This window comes from Kitasatospora sp. GAS1066B (genome assembly GCF_041262605.1).
In the GTDB taxonomy this organism is placed as follows: Bacteria; Actinomycetota; Actinomycetes; order Streptomycetales; family Streptomycetaceae; genus Kitasatospora.
In genome coordinates this window covers 163,493-183,531 of sequence record NZ_JBGCCO010000008.1, presented here as the reverse complement: position 1 = coordinate 183,531, position 20,039 = coordinate 163,493, and the positions used below count along the sequence as shown (strand labels likewise).

Annotated in this window: 15 protein-coding genes; 8 read left to right on the top strand and 7 right to left on the bottom strand. The window is 71.8% G+C overall.

Annotated features, from left to right (window positions below):
• Positions 1 to 217: 217 nt before the first annotated feature.
• The 3 genes from ABH937_RS11505 to ABH937_RS11495 form a co-directional block, all read right to left on the bottom strand.
• On the bottom strand, positions 218 to 1,303 hold the full coding sequence (locus tag ABH937_RS11505) for an S-(hydroxymethyl)mycothiol dehydrogenase (RefSeq protein ID WP_370218126.1): 1,086 nt from the start codon (positions 1,301 to 1,303) through the stop codon (positions 218 to 220).
• Positions 1,304 to 1,358: 55 nt separating this feature from the next.
• Entirely contained in the window at positions 1,359 to 2,480 is a 1,122-nt protein-coding gene (locus ABH937_RS11500) for an SRPBCC family protein (protein ID WP_370218125.1), read from the bottom strand.
• An 81-nt stretch (positions 2,481 to 2,561) separates the two neighbouring features.
• The gene (locus tag ABH937_RS11495; RefSeq protein WP_370218124.1) at positions 2,562 to 5,003 is read right to left on the bottom strand and encodes an FAD-dependent oxidoreductase; all 2,442 of its coding nucleotides are present in this window, start codon (positions 5,001 to 5,003) and stop codon (positions 2,562 to 2,564) included.
• Positions 5,004 to 5,279: 276 nt separating this feature from the next.
• On the opposite strand from ABH937_RS11495, the gene ABH937_RS11490 reads away from it, so the two are divergent.
• Both ABH937_RS11490 and ABH937_RS11485 read left to right on the top strand, forming a co-directional pair.
• On the top strand, positions 5,280 to 6,776 hold the full coding sequence (locus ABH937_RS11490) for an aldehyde dehydrogenase family protein (protein WP_370218123.1): 1,497 nt from the start codon (positions 5,280 to 5,282) through the stop codon (positions 6,774 to 6,776).
• A gap of 105 nt (positions 6,777 to 6,881) precedes the next feature.
• Complete coding sequence (locus tag ABH937_RS11485; RefSeq protein WP_370218122.1) at positions 6,882 to 8,453, top strand: amino acid permease; 1,572 nt, start codon at positions 6,882 to 6,884, stop codon at positions 8,451 to 8,453.
• Between the two features lie 80 nt (positions 8,454 to 8,533).
• On the opposite strand, the gene ABH937_RS11480 is transcribed toward ABH937_RS11485, so the two are convergent.
• The gene (locus ABH937_RS11480) at positions 8,534 to 9,283 is read right to left on the bottom strand and encodes an IclR family transcriptional regulator (RefSeq protein ID WP_370218172.1); all 750 of its coding nucleotides are present in this window, start codon (positions 9,281 to 9,283) and stop codon (positions 8,534 to 8,536) included.
• Positions 9,284 to 9,496: 213 nt separating this feature from the next.
• Here ABH937_RS11480 and ABH937_RS11475 point away from each other — a divergent pair, with 213 nt between their 5' ends.
• Positions 9,497 to 9,817 carry a bifunctional 3-phenylpropionate/cinnamic acid dioxygenase ferredoxin subunit gene (locus ABH937_RS11475; protein WP_370218121.1) on the top strand — a complete coding sequence of 107 codons (321 nt, stop codon included), beginning with the start codon at positions 9,497 to 9,499 and terminating at the stop codon, positions 9,815 to 9,817.
• Complete coding sequence (locus ABH937_RS11470) at positions 9,814 to 11,004, top strand: NAD(P)/FAD-dependent oxidoreductase (protein WP_370218120.1); 1,191 nt, start codon at positions 9,814 to 9,816, stop codon at positions 11,002 to 11,004. Before ABH937_RS11475 ends, ABH937_RS11470 begins: the two co-directional genes overlap by 4 nt.
• Before the next feature lie 35 nt (positions 11,005 to 11,039).
• Here the strand turns inward: ABH937_RS11470 and betA are convergent, their stop codons facing one another.
• Positions 11,040 to 12,719 (bottom strand): choline dehydrogenase, encoded by a 1,680-nt coding sequence (gene betA / locus ABH937_RS11465; protein WP_370218118.1) that lies wholly within the window; start codon positions 12,717 to 12,719, stop codon positions 11,040 to 11,042.
• Between the two features lie 280 nt (positions 12,720 to 12,999).
• On the opposite strand from betA, the gene ABH937_RS11460 reads away from it, so the two are divergent.
• The 4 genes from ABH937_RS11460 to ABH937_RS11445 are packed head-to-tail and all read left to right on the top strand — an operon-like array spanning position 13,000 to position 18,025.
• Entirely contained in the window at positions 13,000 to 14,217 is a 1,218-nt protein-coding gene (locus ABH937_RS11460) for a sarcosine oxidase subunit beta family protein (RefSeq protein WP_370218116.1), read from the top strand.
• A 49-nt stretch (positions 14,218 to 14,266) separates the two neighbouring features.
• Positions 14,267 to 14,560, top strand: coding sequence for a sarcosine oxidase subunit delta (locus ABH937_RS11455; RefSeq protein WP_280690798.1), 294 nt, complete (start codon positions 14,267 to 14,269; stop codon positions 14,558 to 14,560).
• A complete protein-coding gene (locus ABH937_RS11450) occupies positions 14,557 to 17,427 on the top strand; it encodes a sarcosine oxidase subunit alpha family protein (protein WP_370218115.1) in 2,871 nt (956 codons plus the stop codon). Before ABH937_RS11455 ends, ABH937_RS11450 begins: the two co-directional genes overlap by 4 nt.
• Complete coding sequence (locus tag ABH937_RS11445; RefSeq protein ID WP_370218113.1) at positions 17,417 to 18,025, top strand: sarcosine oxidase subunit gamma; 609 nt, start codon at positions 17,417 to 17,419, stop codon at positions 18,023 to 18,025. The genes ABH937_RS11450 and ABH937_RS11445 overlap by 11 nt, the downstream gene beginning before the upstream one ends.
• Before the next feature lie 463 nt (positions 18,026 to 18,488).
• Here ABH937_RS11445 and ABH937_RS11440 read toward each other — a convergent pair whose 3' ends face one another.
• Together ABH937_RS11440 and ABH937_RS11435 are read right to left on the bottom strand one after the other, a co-directional pair.
• Complete coding sequence (locus ABH937_RS11440; protein WP_370218112.1) at positions 18,489 to 19,085, bottom strand: NADPH-dependent F420 reductase; 597 nt, start codon at positions 19,083 to 19,085, stop codon at positions 18,489 to 18,491.
• A 41-nt stretch (positions 19,086 to 19,126) separates the two neighbouring features.
• Positions 19,127 to 19,957 (bottom strand): 3'(2'),5'-bisphosphate nucleotidase CysQ, encoded by an 831-nt coding sequence (locus ABH937_RS11435; protein ID WP_370218110.1) that lies wholly within the window; start codon positions 19,955 to 19,957, stop codon positions 19,127 to 19,129.
• Between the last annotated feature and the right edge of the window lie 82 nt (positions 19,958 to 20,039).

Here is a 20,039-nt window from a genome sequence, read left to right as displayed (position 1 = left end):
CCCCGGTGGCAAGCCCGTTCCAGATCACCACCACAGCTGCCGATGGTGTCGAGCCGCCGGCACGCGCGGGCGACGAACACCCGGAGCGTTCGGTCGGGGCCGACCTTCCGCTGGGTGCGAGCCAGGCCGTATCGAACACTCTTGCACCGTAGCCCAGCCGCAACGGACTGCACGGCTTCCTCCCAGTCAGCGCGGGTACGCACCCCCGCCGCGCTCGTCAGAAGACCACCACCGAGCGCAGCACCTCGCCCTGCCGCATGCGGGCGAAGGCGTCCTCGACGTCGGTCAACGCGATGGTCTCGGTGACGAAGGCGTCCAGGTCCAGGCGTCCCTGCAGGTACAGGTCGACCAGCAGCGGGAAGTCCCGCGAGGGCAGGCAGTCGCCGTACCAGGAGGACTTGAGGGCGCCGCCTCGGCCGAAGACATCCAGCAGCGGCAGTTCGAGGGGCATCTCCGGGGTCGGCACACCGACCAGGACGACGGTGCCGGCGAGGTCGCGGGCGTAGAAGGCCTGCCGGTAGGTCTCCGGGCGGCCGACGGCCTCGATCACGACGTCCGCGCCGTTGCCGCCGGTGAGCTCGCGGATCGCTGCAACGGCGTCGCTCTCGCGGGAGTTGACGGTGTGGGTGGCGCCGAGGCGCCGCGCGGTGGCGAGCTTGGTGTCGTCGATGTCGACGGCGATGATCCGGGCGGCCCCGGCCAGTCGGGAGCCCATGACGGCGGCGTTGCCCACCCCGCCGCAGCCGATGACCGCGACGCTGTCACCCCGGCCGACCCCGCCGGTGTTGACGGCGGCACCGAGGCCCGCCATGACGCCGCAGCCGAGCAGTCCGACGGCGAGGGGCGAGGCGGCGGGGTCGACCTTGGTGCACTGCCCCGCCGCGACCAGGGTCTTCTCCGCGAAGGCGCCGATGCCCAGTGCCGGGGAGAGTTCGGTGCCGTCCGCCAGGGTCATCTTCTGCTTGGCGTTGTGGGTGTTGAAGCAGTACCAGGGGCGCCCGCGCCGGCAGGACCGGCACTGTCCGCACACCGCACGCCAGTTGAGGATGACGAAGTCGCCGGGCGCGACCTCGGTCACTCCCTCGCCCACCGACTCCACGATCCCGGCTGCCTCGTGCCCCAGCAGGAAGGGGAACTCGTCGTTGATGCCGCCCTCCCGGTAGTGCAGGTCGGTGTGGCAGACACCGCAGGCCTGGACCTTGACCACCGCCTCGCCCGGGCCCGGATCCGGCACGATCACCGTCTCGACCCTGACCGCTTCGCCCTTGCCCGCGGCGACGACACCTTTGACCTGCTGAGCCATGGAGCACAACCTTCCGCTGGGTGGAGGGAAACGGTGTGGACGCCGGTGGGGGCTGTCAGTCGCCGAGCCGGCCGGTGACCCAGGTGTGGAACGCGCCGATGTGGTGCTCGCTCGGCACCAGTACCCCGCCACTCCGGTAGGCGCGCGAGTCCATGGCGGGCTGGCAGCGCTCGCAGGCCTCGAAGTCCTGGACGTTGACCCGGTGGAACAGCTCCACCGAGCGGGATACATCGCGGCCCGCCTCGACGACGTCCTTGAGGAAGAGCCAGTCGCACTCCACGACGGTGTGGTCGGCGGCGAGCGGGAACATCCGGTGCACGATGACATGGTCGGGCACCAGGTTGACGAACACCTGCGGCTTGACCGTGATCGCGTAGTACCTGCGGTCCTGGTCCTCGGAGACGGTCGGGATCCGGTCCGCGCCCGCGCTGCCGTCGACGGTGAACCCCTGGGCGTCGTCGGCGAACTCGGCGCCGTGGCCCACGTAGTACTGCGCCGCGTAGCCCCCGGCGAACTCGGGGAGCACGTCGGTCAGTTCGGGGTGGATGGTGGCGCAGTGGTAGCACTCCATGAAGTTCTCGACGATCAGCTTCCAGTTGGCCCTCACCTCGTAACGGATCCGGCGGCCGACCGCGAGCTCCTCGGTCCGGTAGCGCTCGATCGCCTCCGGATCGCCAAGGCGCTGCGTCGCGGCGCCGATCACGTCCTCCTCGAAGGACGGCGGCTCATCGGCCAGGCAGACCCACACGTAGCCGAGCCACTCGCGCACGTGCACCGGGACCAGACCGTAGGTGGTGCGGTCGACGTCCGGCATGCCGGCGAGGTTGGGCGCGGCGACGAGCTTGCCGTCCGGGCCGTAGGTCCAGGCGTGGTAGGGGCATTGGAAGTTCCGCTTGACCTCGCCCTGCTCCTCGGTGCAGAGCCTCGCGCCGCGGTGGCGGCAGATGTTGAGGAACGCCCTGACGCTGTCGTCCCGGGATCGGGTGATCAGCACGCTCTCCCGGCCGACCTGCGCGGTCCGGAAGCTGCCCGGCTTGTCCAGGTCACTCGCGCGCACGGCACAGAACCACAGCTGCTCGAATATCTTCTCCTGCTCCAGCGCGAAGATCTGCGGGTCGGTGTAGGAGGAGCCCGGGAGGGTGCGGATCAGGCTCGGCGGGAGCTCGCTCGCGGTCACGGCGGTAGGCCTTTCGTCGGAGGAACGCACGGCTGGAGAAGGATCCGGATCACGGCCCCGGTCTGTCTGCTCGGCACCTGTTCAGCGTCGGATGCGGGCCATCTTCGGGTCGAACAGCGGCTCCTGCGTGACGGTTGCGGGCAGCCGCTCGCCGAAGTACTCGACCCCCACCCTGCGGCCGGGCTCGGCGGCGGCGCGCGGCAGCCACGCGTAGGCGATGGAGGCGCCGATGCTGTACCCGTAGGCGGCGCTGGTGACGTACCCCGCGGGGGCGCCGTCCACGTACACCGGTTCCTTGCCCATGACGACGGCCCGCGGGTCGTCCAGCAGGAGGCAGGCGAGCCTGCGCCCCACCGTCTCCTCGGTCACACCGAGCAGCGCGTCGCGGCCGAGGAAGTCCCCCTTGTCCATGCGCACGGCGAACCCGAGCCCGGCTTCGTGGGGGTTGTGTTCGGCGGTCAGGTCGGTGCCCCAGGAGCGGTAGCCCTTCTCCAGGCGAAGGCTGTTGAAGGCGCTGCGTCCGGCGGCGACGATGCCGAGCGGTTGCCCGGCCTCCCAGAGGGTGTCCCAGAGCTTCTGCCCGTTGTCGGCCGTGGTGTACAGCTCCCAGCCGAGCTCGCCGACGTAGGACAGCCGCATCGCGGTGACCGGGACGTTGCCCAGGTACGCCTGCTTCGCCCTGAAGTAGCCGAAGCCCTTGTGCGAGAAGTCCGCGTCGGTGAGCGGCTGGACCAGGTCGCGGGCGAGCGGGCCCCACAGGCCGATGCAGCAGGTGCCGGCGGTGGTGTCGCGGACCTGGACCGAACCGTCCGACGGGAGGTGGCGGGTGAGCCAGTCGAGGTCAAGGTTGCCGTTGGCACCGATCTGGAAGCGGTCACCAGCACCGTGGTCCTGCCCGAGCCTGGCCACCGTCAGGTCGCTGCGCACCCCGCCGGTCTCGTCCAGCAGCAGGGTGTAGGTGACGGAGCCGACCGGTTTGTCGAGCTGATTCGTCGTCAGATTCTGTAGGAACTCCAGCGATCCGGGGCCGGTGACCTCCAGGCGCTTGAGCGCCGTCATGTCGTACATCGCGACGCGCTCGCGGGTGGCCAGGGCCTCCGCGCCGGCGATCGGGGACCAGTAGCGGGAGGCCCAGGCGCCGCGCCCGGGGATGCCGGCGACCTCGGGCAGCCCCTGGTTGGCCTCGTACCAGTGCGGGCGTTCCCAGCCGGAGGCCTCCAGGAAGAAGGCGCCCAGTTCCCGCTGGCGCGCGTGGAAGGGGCTGACCCGCAGCGGGCGCGGCTCCTCCATCGGCTGCAGCGGGTGGATGATGTCGTACACCTCGACGAAGTTCCGACAGCTGCGCTGGTGCACGTAGGCGGGGGCGAGCTGTCCCGGCTCGAAGCGGTTGAGATCGCACTCGTGCACATCGGTGCGCGGGGTGCCCTCGACCAGCCACTGCGCCATCGCCCGTGCCACACCCGCGGAGTGGGTCACCCACACCGCCTCGGCGACCCAGAAACCGCGCAGCTCGGGCGCCTCGCCCAGCAGGGGGAAGCCATCGGTGGTGAAGGAGAAGATGCCGTTGAAGCCCTCGTCCACCTTCGTCCGGGCGAGCGCGGGCAGCAGCGCCTGCGAGTCGGCCCAGGGCTGCTCGAAGTCCTTCTCGGTGAACGGCAGCATCGAGGGCATGACCGGACCACCGGGGGCGGACACCTCGTCGAGGTCGACGGGCATCGGGCGGTGCGCGTAGGAGCCGATGCCGATGCGGTCACCGTGCTCGCGGTAGTACAGGTCGCGGTCCTGGTGGCGCAGGATCGGCTTGGAGGCTTCCAGCTCCTCGGTGTTGCAGCCGGCCAGCGCCGGGACCGGGCCGGTCCTGGCGTACTGGTGGGCCAGCGGGACGAGCGGGACGGCGAGCCCGGCCATCCGGCCGATCCTCGGCCCCCAGAACCCCGCGCAGGAGACGACCACGTCCGCGGGGAAGCTGCCCTGGTCGGTGACGACGGCGGTGACCCTGCCGTTCGCGGACTCGATCCCGGTGACCGTGTGGTGCGCCATGAACCGCGCGCCGCGCCCGATCGCGCGCCGGGCCTGCGCCTCGCCGGCGCGCACCGCCTTGGCGAGGCCGTCGGTGGGCACGTGGAAGCCGCCCAGGATCCGGTCGCGGTCCAGCAGCGGGTGCAGGGCGACGCACTGCCCGGGGTCGAGCAGTGTGCCCGACACCCCCCAGGAGGCGGCCAGCCCGTGCTTGCGGGTCAGCTCGGCGAGCCGCTCGGGGGTGGTGGCCACCTCGAGTCCGCCGAGCTGCTGGAAGCACCACTGGCCGTCGAGGGTCAGGGCGGAGTACTTGCGGACGGTGTAGGAGGCGAACTCGGTCATGGTCTTGGAGGAGTTGGTCTGGAAGACCAGTCCCGGCGCGTGCGAGCTCGACCCTCCGGTGGCGAACAGGGGTCCCTGCTCAAGCACCGTGACGTCGGTCCAGCCGCGCTCGGTGAGTTCGTCGCTCAGCGCGCAGCCGACGATGCCGGCACCGACGATCACGACCCTCGGTTGAACTGTCAAAGCATCCGTCCCCTCGGGAGGTGGCTGCGGCGGGCTGAGCCAGACAGTACGAGTTGCACATTACGCATCTGCTTGCGCGATGAGAAACAGAGTCGGGCCCACATCACGAGCTGTCAAGACCCGCCGCCGGGCCGGTCCGGATGCCATCCGAGCGCCCTCCCTTGACAGGGATATGGGGCCCTTCCATACTCGCCGACAAGTTGCGCATGGAGACAAACGTCTCGTATCGCGCAACTTGCGAGAAAGGCGGCGCCTGTGCCCCCATCCCTCGACCCGGCCTGTCTGCTGATCGACGGCGCCTGGACGCCGGCCGAGGACGGCCGACAGCGAGCGGTCGTCAATCCCTTCGACGCCTCGACGCTGGCCATGGTCGCCGAGGCATCCGAAGCCGACACCGACCGCGCGGTACGCGCCGCCCGGTCCGCCTTCGACGAGGGCTCCTGGGCCCGCGCGCCCTCCGCGCGCCGCGCGGGCGTGCTCACCGCCACCGCCGACGCGCTCCAGGCGCAGCGGGAGCAACTGGCGCGGCTGGAAACGCTCGACACGGGCAAGACCCTGGCCGAGAGCCGGATGGACGTCGACGACGCCACCGCCGTCCTGCGCTACTACGCGGCGCTGGCGACCTCGGACGCCGGCCGGACGATCGACACCGGGCGGCCCGACGCGATCAGCCGGGTGGTCCACGAGCCCGTGGGCGTCTGCGCACTGATCACACCGTGGAACTACCCGCTGCTGCAGATCGTCTGGAAGCTCGCTCCCGCCCTGGCGGCCGGCAACACCGTGGTGGCGAAGCCCAGTGAGGTCACACCGCTGACCACGATCCGTCTCTTCCGGCTGCTCCAGGAGCAGTTGGAGCTGGCCGGCGCGCCGAGCGGAACGGCGAACCTGGTGCTGGGCGGCGGCGCCGTCGGCGCCGTACTCGCCCGGCATCCCGCGGTCGACCTGGTCTCCTTCACCGGCGGCCTGGCCACCGGCCGCTCGGTGATGCGGGCGGCGGCCGACACGGTCAAGAAGGTCGCCCTGGAACTCGGGGGCAAGAACCCCAACATCGTCTTCGCCGACGCCGACCTCGACGCGGCCCTCGACTTCGCGCTCACCGCCGCCTTCCTGCACTCCGGCCAGGTCTGCTCGGCCGGCTCGCGGCTGCTGCTGCACCGCAGCCTGCACGCCGACTTCACCGCCGAACTCGCCCGCCGCGCCGACCTCATCCGGCTCGGCGACGGACTCGACAAGGGCACCGAGACCGGCCCGCTGGTCTCCGCCGAGCACCGCCGGAAGGTCGAGGACCACATCGCGGGCGCCCTCGCCGCGGGCGCCGTGCTGCGCGCCGGCGGCGCCCGGCCCACCGAGCCCGAGCTCCAGGCGGGGTTCTTCCTACGGCCCACCGTCCTCGACCGCTGCCACCCGGGCATGGTGGTGGTCCGCGAGGAGGTGTTCGGCCCCGTCCTCACCGTCGAACTCTTCGACGACGAGGACGAGGTGGTGGCCCTGGCCAACGACACGCCGTACGGCCTGGCGGGCGCCGTGTGGACGCAGGACACCGGACGCGGCGAGCGCGTCGCATCCCGGCTCCGGCTCGGCACCGTCTGGATCAACGACTACCACCCGTACGTGCCGCAGGCCGAATGGGGCGGCTTCAAGCAGTCCGGCACCGGCCGCGAACTCGGCCCGTCCGGCCTGCGCGAGTACCAGGAGGCCAAGCACGTCTGGCGCACCGTCACCCCCGCCGCCCAGCACTGGTTCGCCGGCTGACGCGGCGTCACTTCCTTTCCCCGGCCCCCCGTCCGCACCTCCCGACTCCACCCGGTCCGCGCCGCATGCACGTCCCCCAGCCCCCTGCCTGCCACTGGAGCGACCATGAGCAACCCGGGAACCACCAACACCACCGCGCCCCCACCCACCGACGACTCCACCGACCTCGCGCGCTTCGGCTACCAGCAGGAACTCCAGCGCTCCCTCGGTTCCTTCTCCAGCTTCGCCGCGGGCTTCAGCTACATCTCGATCATGACCGGCGTGTTCCAGCTCTTCGGCTTCGGCTTCGCCTCCGGCGGGCCGGCCTTCGTCTGGACCTGGCCGCTGGTCTTCATCGGCCAGGGGGCCGTGGCCCTCTGCTTCGCCGAGATGGCAGGCCAGTTCCCGCTGGCCGGCGGCGTGTACCAGTGGTCCAAGCAGATCGCGCGACCCGTCGCCTCGTGGATGGCCGGCTGGATCATGACCATCGGCGCGATCGTCACCGCGGCGGCCGTCGCCGTCGCGTACCAGGTCATCCTGCCGCAGGTCTCGCTGGCCTTCCAGGTCGTCGGCGGCGCCGCCGACGCCGGGCTGACGACCACGCCGAACGGCGCGAAGAACGCGATCGTCCTCGCCCTGGGCCTGGTCGTGTTCACCACGGTCGTCAACATCGTGGGCGTCCGCCTGATGGCGAAGATCAACAACCTGGGCGTCGCCGTCGAGCTCATCGGCGTCACCCTGCTCATCGTCATGCTCGCCGTGCACATCAAGCGCGGCCCGCAGGTCGTCCTGCACACCGCAGGCACCGGCGCCGGTCACTCGTGGGGCTACCTGGGCGCCTTCCTGGTGGCGTCGATCATGAGCGCATACGTCTTCTACGGCTTCGACACGGCCGGCATGCTGGCCGAGGAGACCACCGAGCCGCGCCGCCACGCCCCCCGGGCGATCCTGCGGGCCATCACCGCCGCCTTCCTGGCCGGCGGGCTGCTCATGCTCGTCGGGATGATGGCGGTCGGCAACATCAACGCCTCGGAGCTCGGCACGCTCGGCATGCCCTACCTGGTCAAGTCCACCCTCGGCACCAGCCTGGGCGACGCCTTCCTGATCTGCTCGGCGATCGCCATCACGGTCTGCTGCCTCGCCGTGCAGACCGCCGCCATCCGGCTGCTCTTCTCCATGGCCCGCGACGGACGCCTCCCCTTCGGCGCCGCGCTGGCCAAGGTCTCCCCCAGGTCCAGCACCCCGGTCGCGCCGGCCGTCATCACCGGCGTGCTGACCATCGCCCTGCTGCTCGTCAACATCGGCAACCAGCGGGTCTTCTACATCCTCACCTCGGTCGCCATCATCCTCTTCTACCTCCCCTACCTGCTGGTCACCGCCCCGATGCTACTGCGCCGCCTGCGGGGCCAGTGGCCGCGCGCGGACCACGGCCCGTACTTCTCGCTGGGCCGCTGGGGTCTGGTCGTGAACACCGTGGCCGTCTGCTACGGCGTGGCCATGGTCGTCAATCTGGCGTGGCCGCGAGCCGCCGTCTACGGCGACGACCACTGGTACTACACCTGGGGCGCCATCGTCTTCACCGCGGTGATCTCGGCCGTCGGCGGCCTGCTGTACCTGCGCTACGGCAACCGCGGCGGCACAGTGCAGCACACCGCCGCCGAGACGGTGACGAACGACGGCCTGGTGACCGAGGCCTGACCATTCGTCAGAAGTCGTGCCGGCGGAACGGGACGCGCGGGCCACCCGGTGCCCCGTTCCGCCGGCCACCCGGCGGCCGACTACTCCAGGCGCAGGTAGCCCAGCCGGGCCGAGACCTCCTCCGCCGCGGACCGGACCGCGGCAGCCACCTCGGGAATGCGCTGCTCGGTCAGCCGGAAGGACGGCCCGGAGGCGCTGATGGCCGCCACCACCTGCCCGTTGTGCGCGCGCACGGGCGCCGCGACGGCGTTGAGTCCCGGCTCCAACTCCTCGACGCAGTAGGCGAAGCCGTCCGCGACGGCCTGCTCCAGCTGCGCGAGCAGGGTGCCGGGATCGGTCACGGTGCGCGGGGTGTAGCGCTCCAGGGGGGCGGCGATCCTTGCCTTCAGCGTGTCCTCGGGCAGGTACGCCAGGAGCACCTTCCCGCTGGACGTCGCGTGCAGCGGCGTGCGCTGACCGACCCAGTTGTGCGTGGTCAGCGCCGATGGGCCGAACACCTGGTCGATGTTGACGGCCTCGTTGCCGTCGAGGATCGCCACGTTGATCGTCTCCGCGACCTGGACGGCCAGCCGCTCGCAGACCGGACGGCTCTGCTGGGAGAGGTCCATCCGGACGGTGGCGGCGCCGGCCAGCCGGACCAGGCCCAGACCCAGGCGGTACTTGCCGCGCTCCCCCGGCTGCTCGACCAGGCCGCGCATCTCCAGGGCGGCGGCGAGGCGGAAGGCCGTCGACTTGTGCACACCGAGCTCCACCGCGAGTTCGGTAACACCCGTCTCACCGCGGCGGGCGAGGATCTCCAGGATGGTCACGGCCCGGTCGACGGACTGCACCGGGGACTCCGCCCGCTGCGAGGGGCCCGGACCCCCGGGGGACCCACCGTTCAGACTGTTGCTCATAGCGCAACATTATGCACAGCTTCCCGCCGATGGCATTCGTCCTCTTGACAAGCCTTCGGCGGCTCGAAAGCATGTTGCGTAATCCGAATCGTGTTGTGCAATACGATACACCCGAGCGGATTCGAGGATCCGAAGCTGGAGGCTCCCATGATCACGGTGTGCCGGATCGACGAACTGCCGCCCGGCGAAGCGCTCCGAGTGACGGCAGGCGTACCGGCGCCGATCGCCGTCTTCAACGCCGACGGGACCCTGTACGCCGTCGACGACACCTGCACCCACCAGGACGCCTCGCTCGCCGACGGCTGGTTCGAGGGCTGCTTCGTCGAATGCCCCCTGCACGCCGCCTCCTTCGACCTCCGCACCGGCCGACCGACGTGCCCGCCGGCCAAGTCGGCACTGCGGACGCACCGGGTCACGGTGGAGGACGGACACGTCGTCCTGCACGTCACGGTCGGCGAGCCGGCATGAAGTCCATCGCCGTGGTCGGCGGCTCACTGGCCGGTCTGAGCACCGTCCGCGCGCTGCGCGCCGAGGGCTACGACGGCTCGATCACCGTCATCGGCGAGGAACGCCACCACCCGTACGACCGGCCGCCGTTGTCCAAGGGCTTCCTCAAGGGCGGCCTGGCGGCCGAGGCGCTCGCGCTCGGCAGCTCGGACGAGTACGCGGACCTGTCCGTGCACTGGCTGCTCGGCGAGCGGGCCGTCCGGCTGGAGCCCGCCGCACGGACCGTCACCCTGACCGGCGGCCGGGAACTGCGCACCGACGCCGTCGTGATCGCCACCGGCGCGCGCCCCCGCACGATCGCCGGAGCCGAGAAGCTGGCAGGCGTCCACACGTTGCGCACCCTGGACGACGCGATGGCGTTGCGCACGGACCTGCACAAGGGCCTGCCCCGCGTCGTGGTCATCGGCGCGGGCTTCATCGGCGCCGAGGTCGCCGCCACGGCTCATGCGGTCGGCCTGGACGTCACCGTGGTCGAGGCCGCGGAGGTTCCGCTGGAGCGGGCCCTGGGACGCGAGATGGGCCTGGTCTGCGCCGCGCTGCACGCGGACCACGGGGTGCGCCTGCTGTGCGGCACCGGCGTCGCGGGCCTCACCGGCGAAGGCCGGGTCACCGGCGTGCGGCTGACCGACGGTCGGGTGCTGCCGGCCGACGTGGTCGTGGTCGGCATCGGGGTGCGGCCGGCGACCGGCTGGTTGGCCGGATCGGGGATCGCGGTGGACGACGGGGTCGTGTGCGACGCCGGTTGCGCGACGAACATCCCCGGCGTCGTCGCCGTGGGCGATGTCGCCCGCTGCCCCAACCCGTTCACCGGCCGCTCCGAGCGCATCGAGCACTGGACCAACGCGACGGAGCAACCGAAGACGGCCGCTCGCACCCTGCTGTCGGGCACCTCGGCACCCGCGCCGACGCGGCCGCCGTACTTCTGGTCGGACCAGTACCAGGCCCGGATCCAGCTGGCCGGTCAGGTCCGCCCGGATGCTCAACCCAGGGTCGTCGAGGGCGACTTGGACAGCCGTTCGTTCGTGGCCGTCTACCGGCGCCACGGGCACGACGTCGCCGTGCTCGCCGTCGACCGGCCCAAGCTCTTCAACCGGCTGCGCCGCACGCTCACGCCGATCCCCGCTGCCACGGCGCCGGTTGCTTCCTAGTGCGGATCCGCCGCGCCGCGGGAGCCTGGTGCGGATCAGGCGGTCCCGCGGTGGCGGTAGAACTCGGTGTGGTCCGGTTCGAGGGGAGTGTTGCCGAGGATGAGGTCGGCGGCCTTCTCGGCGAGCATCATGACGGGGGCGTAGATGTTGCCGTTGGTCACGTACGGCATCGCGGACGCGTCGACCACGTGCAGCCCGTCCAGGCCGTGGACCCCCAGGGTGGCCGGGTCGAGGACCGACATCTCGTCCGTGCCCATCCTCGCGGTGCACGAGGGGTGCAGGGCGGTCTCCCCGTCCTTGGCGACCCACTGCAGGATCTCCTCGTCGGTCTCGACCTGCGGTCCGGGCGAGATCTCGCCGTCGCTGAACCCGGCGAAGGCGGGCTGGCCGAGGATCCGGCGGGTGACCCGGATCGCCTCGACCCATTCCCGGCGGTCCTGAGCGGTGGAGAGGTAGTTGAACCTGAGCGCCGGGTGCTCGCGCGGGTCCGTCGACCTGATCTTCACCGAACCCCGGGCGTCGGAGTACATCGGGCCGATGTGCACCTGGTACCCGTGCCCGCCGGCCGGTGCGGAGCCGTCGTAGCGCACCGCGATCGGCAGGAAGTGGAACATCAGGTTGGGGTAGTCGACGTCCTCGTTGCTGCGGACGAAGCCGCCGCCCTCGAAGTGGTTGGTCGCGCCCGGGCCCGAGCGCAGGAAGAGCCACTGCGCGCCGATGAACGGCCGCCGCCACAGCTTCATGGCCGGCTGCACAGACACCGGCTGCCTGCACGCGTGCTGGACGTACACCTCGAGGTGGTCCTGCAGGTTCTCGCCGACGCCGGGCAGGTGCTGGACGGCGTCGATGCCGAGCGCGCCCAGCTCCGCCGCGTTGCCGACGCCGGAGAGCTGCAGCAGCTGCGGGGAGTTGACGGCGCCGCCGGACAGGATCACCTTGCCGCCCCGCACGCGGTGCAGGGTGCCTCCTCGGCGGTACTCCACGCCGACCGCGCGCCGGCCGTCGAAGAGGACACGGCCGACGTGGGCGCGGGTCTGCAGGTCGAGGTTGCGGCGGCCGAGCACCGGGTGCAGGTAGGCGCGGGCGGCGCTGAGCCGGCGCCCGCGGCGCAGGTTGCGGTCGAAGGGGGCGAAGCCCTCCTGGCGGTAGCCGTTGACGTCGTCGGTGAGCGGGTAGCCGGCCTGCTGGACCGCCTCGAAGAACGCGGAGAACAAGGGGTTGGCGACCGGCCCGCGCTCCAGGACGAGGGGGCCGTCGTGGCCGCGGAAACCTCGACCACCGGCGACCGGGCCGCCGGCTTCCCGGTCGGCGAGGCAGTTCTCCATGCGCTTGAAGTAGGGGAGGCAGTGGGCGTAGTCCCAGTCCTTCATGCCGGCGTCGGCGCCCCAACGCTCGTAGTCGAGCGGGTTGCCGCGCTGGAAGATCATGCCGTTGATGCTGCTGGAGCCGCCGAGGACCTTGCCCCGGGCGTGGTAGATCTTCCGCCCGTTCATGAAGGGTTCCGGCTCGGACTCGTACTTCCAGTCGTAGAACCGGCTGCCGATCGGGAAGGTCAGGGCGGCCGGCATGTGGATGAAGACGTCCCAGGGGTAGTCCGGCCGGCCCGCCTCCAGCACCAGCACCCGGTTGGACGGGTCCGCGCTGAGCCGGGCCGCGAGCGCGCAGCCTGCCGACCCTCCGCCGACGATGATGAAGTCGTACTGCTTCAAGGCCATGGTGTCCTGCCATTGCTCTCGGGGCGGTGACGCCGTCTGCGCAAGTCTGGCGAGGTTGCTGCGGGTTGCGGGGGCACGGTGACGCGGGGCACCCGTCGCGGCCCATGAACAGCGAGTTTCTCTACGTGAAACTGCGTTCATAGTGCGCAACAGTTTCGGGACCTACCCAGGGCTCGTCAAGGCCCCCTGCCCCCCTTGCCGACCTGTTGTGTTTGACGCAACAGTGTGCGTAGTCTGAAACACCGCTGAGCCGACGCCGTCTCTCCCCAGGAGTCCCGCGATGTCCCACCAGCTGCCCGAGCACCCCGACTGGCTGTGGCGCACCCCCGACCCCAAGCGCTCCTACGACGTGATCATCGTCGGGGCGGGCGGCCACGGGCTGGCCACCGCCTACTACCTCGCCCGCAACCACGGGATCACCAACGTCGCCGTGCTGGAACGCGGTTGGCTCGCCGGCGGCAACATGGCCCGGAACACCACGATCATCCGGTCCAACTACCTCTGCGAGGAGAGCGCGGCGCTGTACGAGCACGCGCTGAAGCTCTGGGAGGTGCTGCCGCAGGAGCTGGAGTACGACTTCCTGTTCAGCCAGCGCGGCGTGCTCAACCTCGCCCACACCCTGCAGGACGTCCGTGAGGGCACCCGCCGGGTCAACGCCAACCGGCTCGGCGGCGTCGACGCCGAGTGGCTGGACCCCGACCAGGTGCGCGCGTTCTGCCCGATCGTCAACACCTCCCCCGACGTGCGCTACCCGGTGCTCGGCGCGACGCTGCAGCCCCGGGCCGGCATCGCCAAGCACGACCACGTCGCCTGGGCGCTGGCGCGCAAGGCGGACCAGTACGGCGTCGACCTGATCCAGGGCTGCGAGGTGACCGGATTCCTGCGCGAGGGCGACCGCGTCGTCGGCGTGCGGACCAATCGCGGACCGATCAGCGCGGGGCGGGTCGCACTGGCCGCCGCCGGGCACAGCAGCGTCCTGGCCGACCTGGCCGGACTGCGGCTCCCGGTGCAGAGCCACCCCCTGCAGGCGCTCGTCTCCGAGCTGCTGGAACCCGTGCACCCCACGGTGGTGATGTCCAACCACGTGCACGTGTACGTGAGCCAGGCCCACAAGGGCGAGCTGGTCATGGGCGCGGGCGTGGACTCCTACAACGGCTACGGCCAGCGCGGCTCCTTCCACCAGATCGAGCATCAGATGGCCGCGGCGCTCGAACTGTTCCCGATCTTCGCCCGGGCGCACGTGCTGCGCACCTGGGGCGGCATCGTCGACGTCACCCCCGACGCCTCGCCGATCATCGGCCCGACGCCGATCGAGAACCTCTACCTCAACTGCGGCTGGGGCACCGGCGGTTTCAAGGCCACGCCCGCCTCCGGCTGGGTGTACGCGCACACCATCGCCACCGGCGAGCCGCACCCGCTGAACGCACCCTTCGCGCTGGAGCGGTTCACCACCGGCGCGCTGATCGACGAGCACGGCGCCGCCGCCGTGGCGCACTGACCGCACTGACCGCCTGAGTGCGCTGACCGCACTGACCGGAGGACCACGCATGCTGCTGATCGCCTGTCCCTGGTGCGGCGAACGGGACGAGCTCGAGTTCCACTACGGCGGCCAGGCCCATGTCGCCTACCCGGCGGACCCCGAGGGCCTGTCCGACGCCGAGTGGGGCGAGTACCTGTTCGTGCGCGACAACCCCAAGGGCCCCTTCGCGGAACGCTGGTCGCACGCCGCCGGCTGCCGGCGCTGGTTCAACGTCGTCCGCCACACCGTCACCCACCAGATCCTGGCCTCGCAGAGCAATCACCCGGTGGCGGCCGGCCAGCCGAAGCCGGTGATCGCATGACGCAGTCCCACCGTCTCCCCGACGGCGGACGGGTCGACCGCTCCGCCCCCCTGCGCTTCACCTTCGACGGCGTGGCGTACACCGGCCTGCGCGGCGACACGCTCGCCTCCGCCCTGCTCGCCAACGGCGTGCTGCACGTCGCCCCCAGCCTCTACCGCAGGAGGCCGCGCGGCATCGCCACAACAGGCGCGGAGGAGCCCAACGCCCTGGTCCAGGTCGACGGGCCCTGCTCGGAGCCGATGCTGCTCGCGACCACGATCGAGCTGTACGAGGGCCTCTCGGCGGCCGGCCTCGCGGGCCTCGGTCGCCTCGACCGGACCCCCGACCAGGCCGTCCACGACAAGATGCACATCCACACCGACGTCCTGGTCGTCGGCGCCGGCCCGGCCGGACTCGCCGCCGCCCTCGCCGCCGGGCGTTGCGGCGCCCGCGTCGTCCTGGTCGACGACCAGCCGGAACTCGGTGGATCCCTGCTCGCGGGGCGGGAGTCGATCGACGGCCGCCCGGCGCTCGACTGGGTGGCGGACGCCCGCACGGAGCTCGCCGCGCAGGTCGACACGCGGATCCTCACCAGGTCCACGGCGATCGGCTACCACGACCACAACTACCTGCTCGTCGCCGAGCGCCGCACCGACCACCTCGGCCCGCAGCCCGTCCCCGGCATCTCCCGGCAGCGCCTGTGGCACATCCGGGCCCGCCGGGTGGTCCTGGCGACCGGCGCCCACGAGCGACCGATGGTCTTCGCCGGCAACGACCTGCCGGGCGTCATGTCCGCCGCCGCCGTGCGCGCCTACCTGAACCGGTACGCCGTGCTCCCCGGCCGCCGGCCCGTGGTCCTCACCACCAATGACCACGCCTACGCCACCGCGCTCGACCTGGTCGCGGCCGGGGCCCAGGTGGCGGCACTGGTCGACACCCGGCCGGAGCCGCCCGCCGATCTCGTCAACTCCGCGCGCGGCGCCGGGATCGAGGTCCGCACCGGATCGGCCGTGGTCGGCACCCGGGGTCACGATCGTGTGTCGGCGGTCCGCATCGCCGAGCTCGATGCCGACGACGTGATCAGCGGCCCGGTCCGCGAGGTGGCCTGCGACCTGCTCGCCGTCTCGGGCGGCTGGAGCCCGGCCGTCCACCTGTGGAGCCAGTCGCAGGGCACGACCCGCTACGACGACGACCTGGCCGCGTTCGTCCCCGCGCAGGCCGCGCAGAACGTCGTCAGCGTCGGAGCCGCCCTGGGCGTCCTCGACCTCGCCGGGTGCCTCGGCGGCGGCTTCGCCGCCGGGGTCGAGGCGGCCGACCTGGCAGGCTTCCCCAGCACCGCGCCGTCGGTGCCGCCCACCTCCGTCGACCACCCGCCGGCCCGGCCGCGGCCGGTGTGGCTCGTGCCCGGCGAGACGGGCGACCCCTCCGAGTGGAGCGACCACTTCGTCGACCTGCAGCGCGACGCCACGGTCGCGGACGTGCAGCGCGCGATCCGAGCCGGTATGCGCTCCGTCGAGCACATCAAGCGCTACACCACCATCGGCACCGCGCACGACCAGGGCAAGGCGTCCGGAGTGAGCGCCACCGGCGTCATCGCCCGGCTGCTCGGCGCCCGCTCGCCGGGCGAGGTGGGCACCACCACCTACCGCGGCCCGTACGTGCCCGTCTCCTTCGCGCTGCTCGCCGGGCGTGAACGCGGCGCCCTCTTCGACCCGGTGCGCACCACCGCGATCCATCCCTGGCACGTCGAGCACGGTGCGGTCTTCGAGAACGTCGGCCAGTGGAAGCGCCCCTGGTACTACCCCCGGCCCGGGGAGTCCACGGCGGCGGCCGTGGAGCGCGAGTGCCGCGCGGCCCGCGAAGGCGTCGCCGTCATGGACGCCAGCACCCTCGGCAAGATCGACGTCATCGGGCCCGACGCGGGCGAGTTCCTGAACCGCGTCTACACCAACGCCTTCGCCAAACTGGCCGTCAACTCCGCGCGGTACGGGGTGATGTGTCGAGCGGACGGCATGGTCCTCGACGACGGCGTGACCCTGCGCCTGGCAGCCGACCACTACATCATGACGACCACGACCGGGAACGCCGCGGGCGTCCTGGACTGGCTGGAGGAGTGGCTGCAGACCGAATGGCCCGAGCTGCGCGTGCGGTTCACCTCGGTGACCGAGCAGTGGGCCACGGTCGCGGTCGTCGGCCCCCGATCACGCGAGGTCATCGCAGCCCTGGCCCCGGACCTGGACGTGTCGAACGACGCCTTCCCCTTCATGACGGCCCGTGAGACCCGCCTCGCGAGCGGCGTGGCGGCCCGGATCTGCCGCATCTCCTTCTCCGGCGAGCTGGCCTTCGAGATCAACGTCGCCGGCTGGTACGGCCTCGCCACCTGGGAGTCCGTCATCCGGGCCGGCGGACCGCTGGGCATCACCCCGTACGGCACCGAGACCATGCACGTGCTGCGCGCCGAAAAGGGCTACCCCATCATCGGCCAGGACACCGACGGCACGGTCACCCCGCAGGACCTCGGCATGGAGTGGGTCGTCTCCCAGCGGAAGCCCTTCATCGGCAAGCGTTCCTTCCGCCGTGCCGACACCGCGCGCGGCGACCGCAGGCAGCTCGTCGGAGTGCTGCCCGCGGATCCCGCCGTGCTGCTACCGGAGGGCGCGCAACTGGTGGCGGACGCCGAGGTACCGGTGCCCACCAGGGCGCTGGGGCACGTCACCTCCAGCTACCGCAGCGCGGCGCTCGGTCGCACCTTCGCCCTGGCACTCGTCGCCGGCGGGCGGGAGCGGCTGGGCGAGACGGTCTACGCGCCGCTGCCCGACGGCGTGATCGCCGCGACCATCACCGACCCCGTCCTCTACGACCCGAAGGGGACCCGCCGTGACGGCTGACACCCACCGGCGCAGCCCGCTCGGACACCTCGCCGAGGTCCTCGCGGCGCACTCGACCGGCGGAGAGCGGGGAGTCCGGTTGCGCGAGGTGCCCTTCCTCGCGCAGCTCGACCTCCAGCTCCACCCGCATGGGCCGGCCGCAGAGAGGATCGCCACGGCGCTGGGCTCGCCGCTGCCGACCGAGCCGAACACCGTCACCGAGGCGGGAAGCCTCCAGGTCCTCTGGCTGGGCCCGCAGGAGTGGCTCGTGCTGGGCCCGGACGGCTCCGGAAGCGCCACCGCCGAACTGCTGCGGGCGGCGCTGGCGGACGAGCCCGGATCGGTCGTGGACGTCTCCGCCAACCGCACCACGCTCGAACTGTCCAGCCCCGCTGCCCGCCCGGTCCTGGAGAAGGGCTGCTCGCTCGACCTGCACCCCCGCGCCTTCGGGCCGGGCCGCTGTGCGCAGACGCTGCTCGGCAAGGTCCAGGTGATCCTCCACCAGGTCGACGCGGAGCCGACCTACCGGCTCCTCGTGCGGGGGTCGTTCGCGCAGTACCTGACGGACTGGCTCCTCGACGCGATGGAGGAGTACCGCCACCCCCGGCTCACGCTCTGAGCGGGTCGGGCAAACCCTCACCACCTACTTCCCCCGCCCCGCCCGGTGGGCCCGTCCCGGGCGACGCCGGGGCGACGCCGGGGCGACGCCGAACGGCCAGCCCCAACCCCCTTGCAACCAAAGGACTTACCGGACCACTGGAGGCCGAGACTCCAGGTCACCAGGCCCCTCAGACCGAACAGCACCCATGAAGTCCGCCACCCGCGCGATACCCCGGCGAGGCCGAGCTTCGCCGGACCGCCCAAGCCGCCGGCCGGCTCCCTGCGGCCCCCGCCCCAGCACGCCTGGTCGGCACGGGTCGACGGGCAGGCGCATGGTCGCGGAGGAACTGCCGTAGTTCGCCCCCGCGGCGGTCACCCCGATGTCGAACCTGTCGGAAGCAGGCGCCCCCGGCCCCGCCGTGCCTCAGGGCTCCGGCTACGCGGTGTGTCCGCAGGCCCTCACGAGGCACCGCGGTCCGGGGTCAGCGGGTGATCGAAATCGCGAAGGGGACGAACCCGCTGGAGCGGATCACGTGGGGTACGAACAGGATCGCGGCCTCCGTGGCGCGGGCGGTCCGGATCCCGCCGAGGTCGGTGATCCACTCCTTGCGCCAGCCGAGGTCGGTGAGGAGTTCGCGGACGGTCTGCTTGGCCCCGGGGTCCTCGCCGGAGACGAACACCGTGGGCGTCTGGGTGAGCGTGGCCGGCGCGGTCATCACCGGGAAGAGCATGGTGTTGAGTGTCTTGACGACGTGTGTTTCGGGGAGCGCTTCCTGGAGTTGCTCGGCGAGGCTCGAGCCGGGGTAGATCAGGTCGGCGGGCAGTCCGTCCGGTCCGTCGATGGTGGCGTTGGAGACGTCGACGAGGATCTTGTCGCGCAGTTCGTCGCGCAGGGCGGCGAGCCGGTCCAGGGAGCCGGCGCCCGGGGTGGCGTTGATGACGATCCGGGCTGTTCGGGCGGCGTCGGCGGCGGCGCCCGGCGCGCGGTCCGCCACGGTCACCTCATGTCCTGCCCGGGTGAGGGCGGTGGCCAGGTTGCCGCCGACGCGGCCGTTTCCGAGAACGGCGATCGTGGTCATGATGATGTGGTCCTTCCGTGCGTGCGGGTCGTGGTGCGGAGTCAGCGTGAAAGCGTGGCGACGGCCTCGGCGTGGACGCCGGGCGCGGCGGCCAGGAAGCTTTCGCTCTGCGGGGTCCAGGGGCGGCCCTTGGCGTCGGAGATCCGTCCGCCGGCCTCGGTGACGAGGAGCGCGCCGGGCAGCAGGTCCGCTCGGGCGCCGGCGAACTGCCAGAAGGCGTCGAGCCGGCCGGCGGCCACGTTCAGCAGGTGCAGGGTCGCGGGTACGGCGACGCGGACGACGAGCGCGTCGAAGAGCATCGCGGTGATCGAGGAGCCGACGCGCCGCACGACCTTCTCGTCCTCGTCCGGCCGGGCCTGGCTGGTGGCCACGATGCTCAGGCCGAGGTCCGCGGTCCGGGAGACGTTCAGCGGCCGGCCGTCGAGGTGGGCGCCCGCGCCGGTGAGCGCGGTGTAGGTCTCGCCGGTCAACGGCAGGTGGACCACGGTGAGCACCGGCTGGTTGTCGCGCACGAGGGTGGCGGTCACCGCCCACTCCGGCAGGGCGTGCAGGTGGTTGACGTTGCCTTCGGCCGGATCCACGACCCACCACTCGCCGGGCGGCAGCGCCCCGCCGTCCAGCTCGTCCTCCACCCAGCCGGCGTCCGGGCGCAGGCTCGTGAGGCGGGGACGCAGGATGCCGAGGGCCGTGTCGTCGTTGGCGGCGAGCGCGCTCATCAGCTCTTCGCGGGTCCGGTAGGGGACCACCTCGCCGTACCGCTCGCGCAGTGCCGAACCGGCCTCACGCACGGCGGCCGCGGTCCGGTCGAGCAGGTCTGCGTCGGAGACGGTGACGGTGACGGTGACGTCAGTGGTCTGAAGCGTTTCGGACATGGTGGAACTCCCGTCTGAGCAAGGGACGTTGAAGAGGATTCGGGCCAGGACGCGCGTTCCGTCCTGCGCCGTGGTGACGACG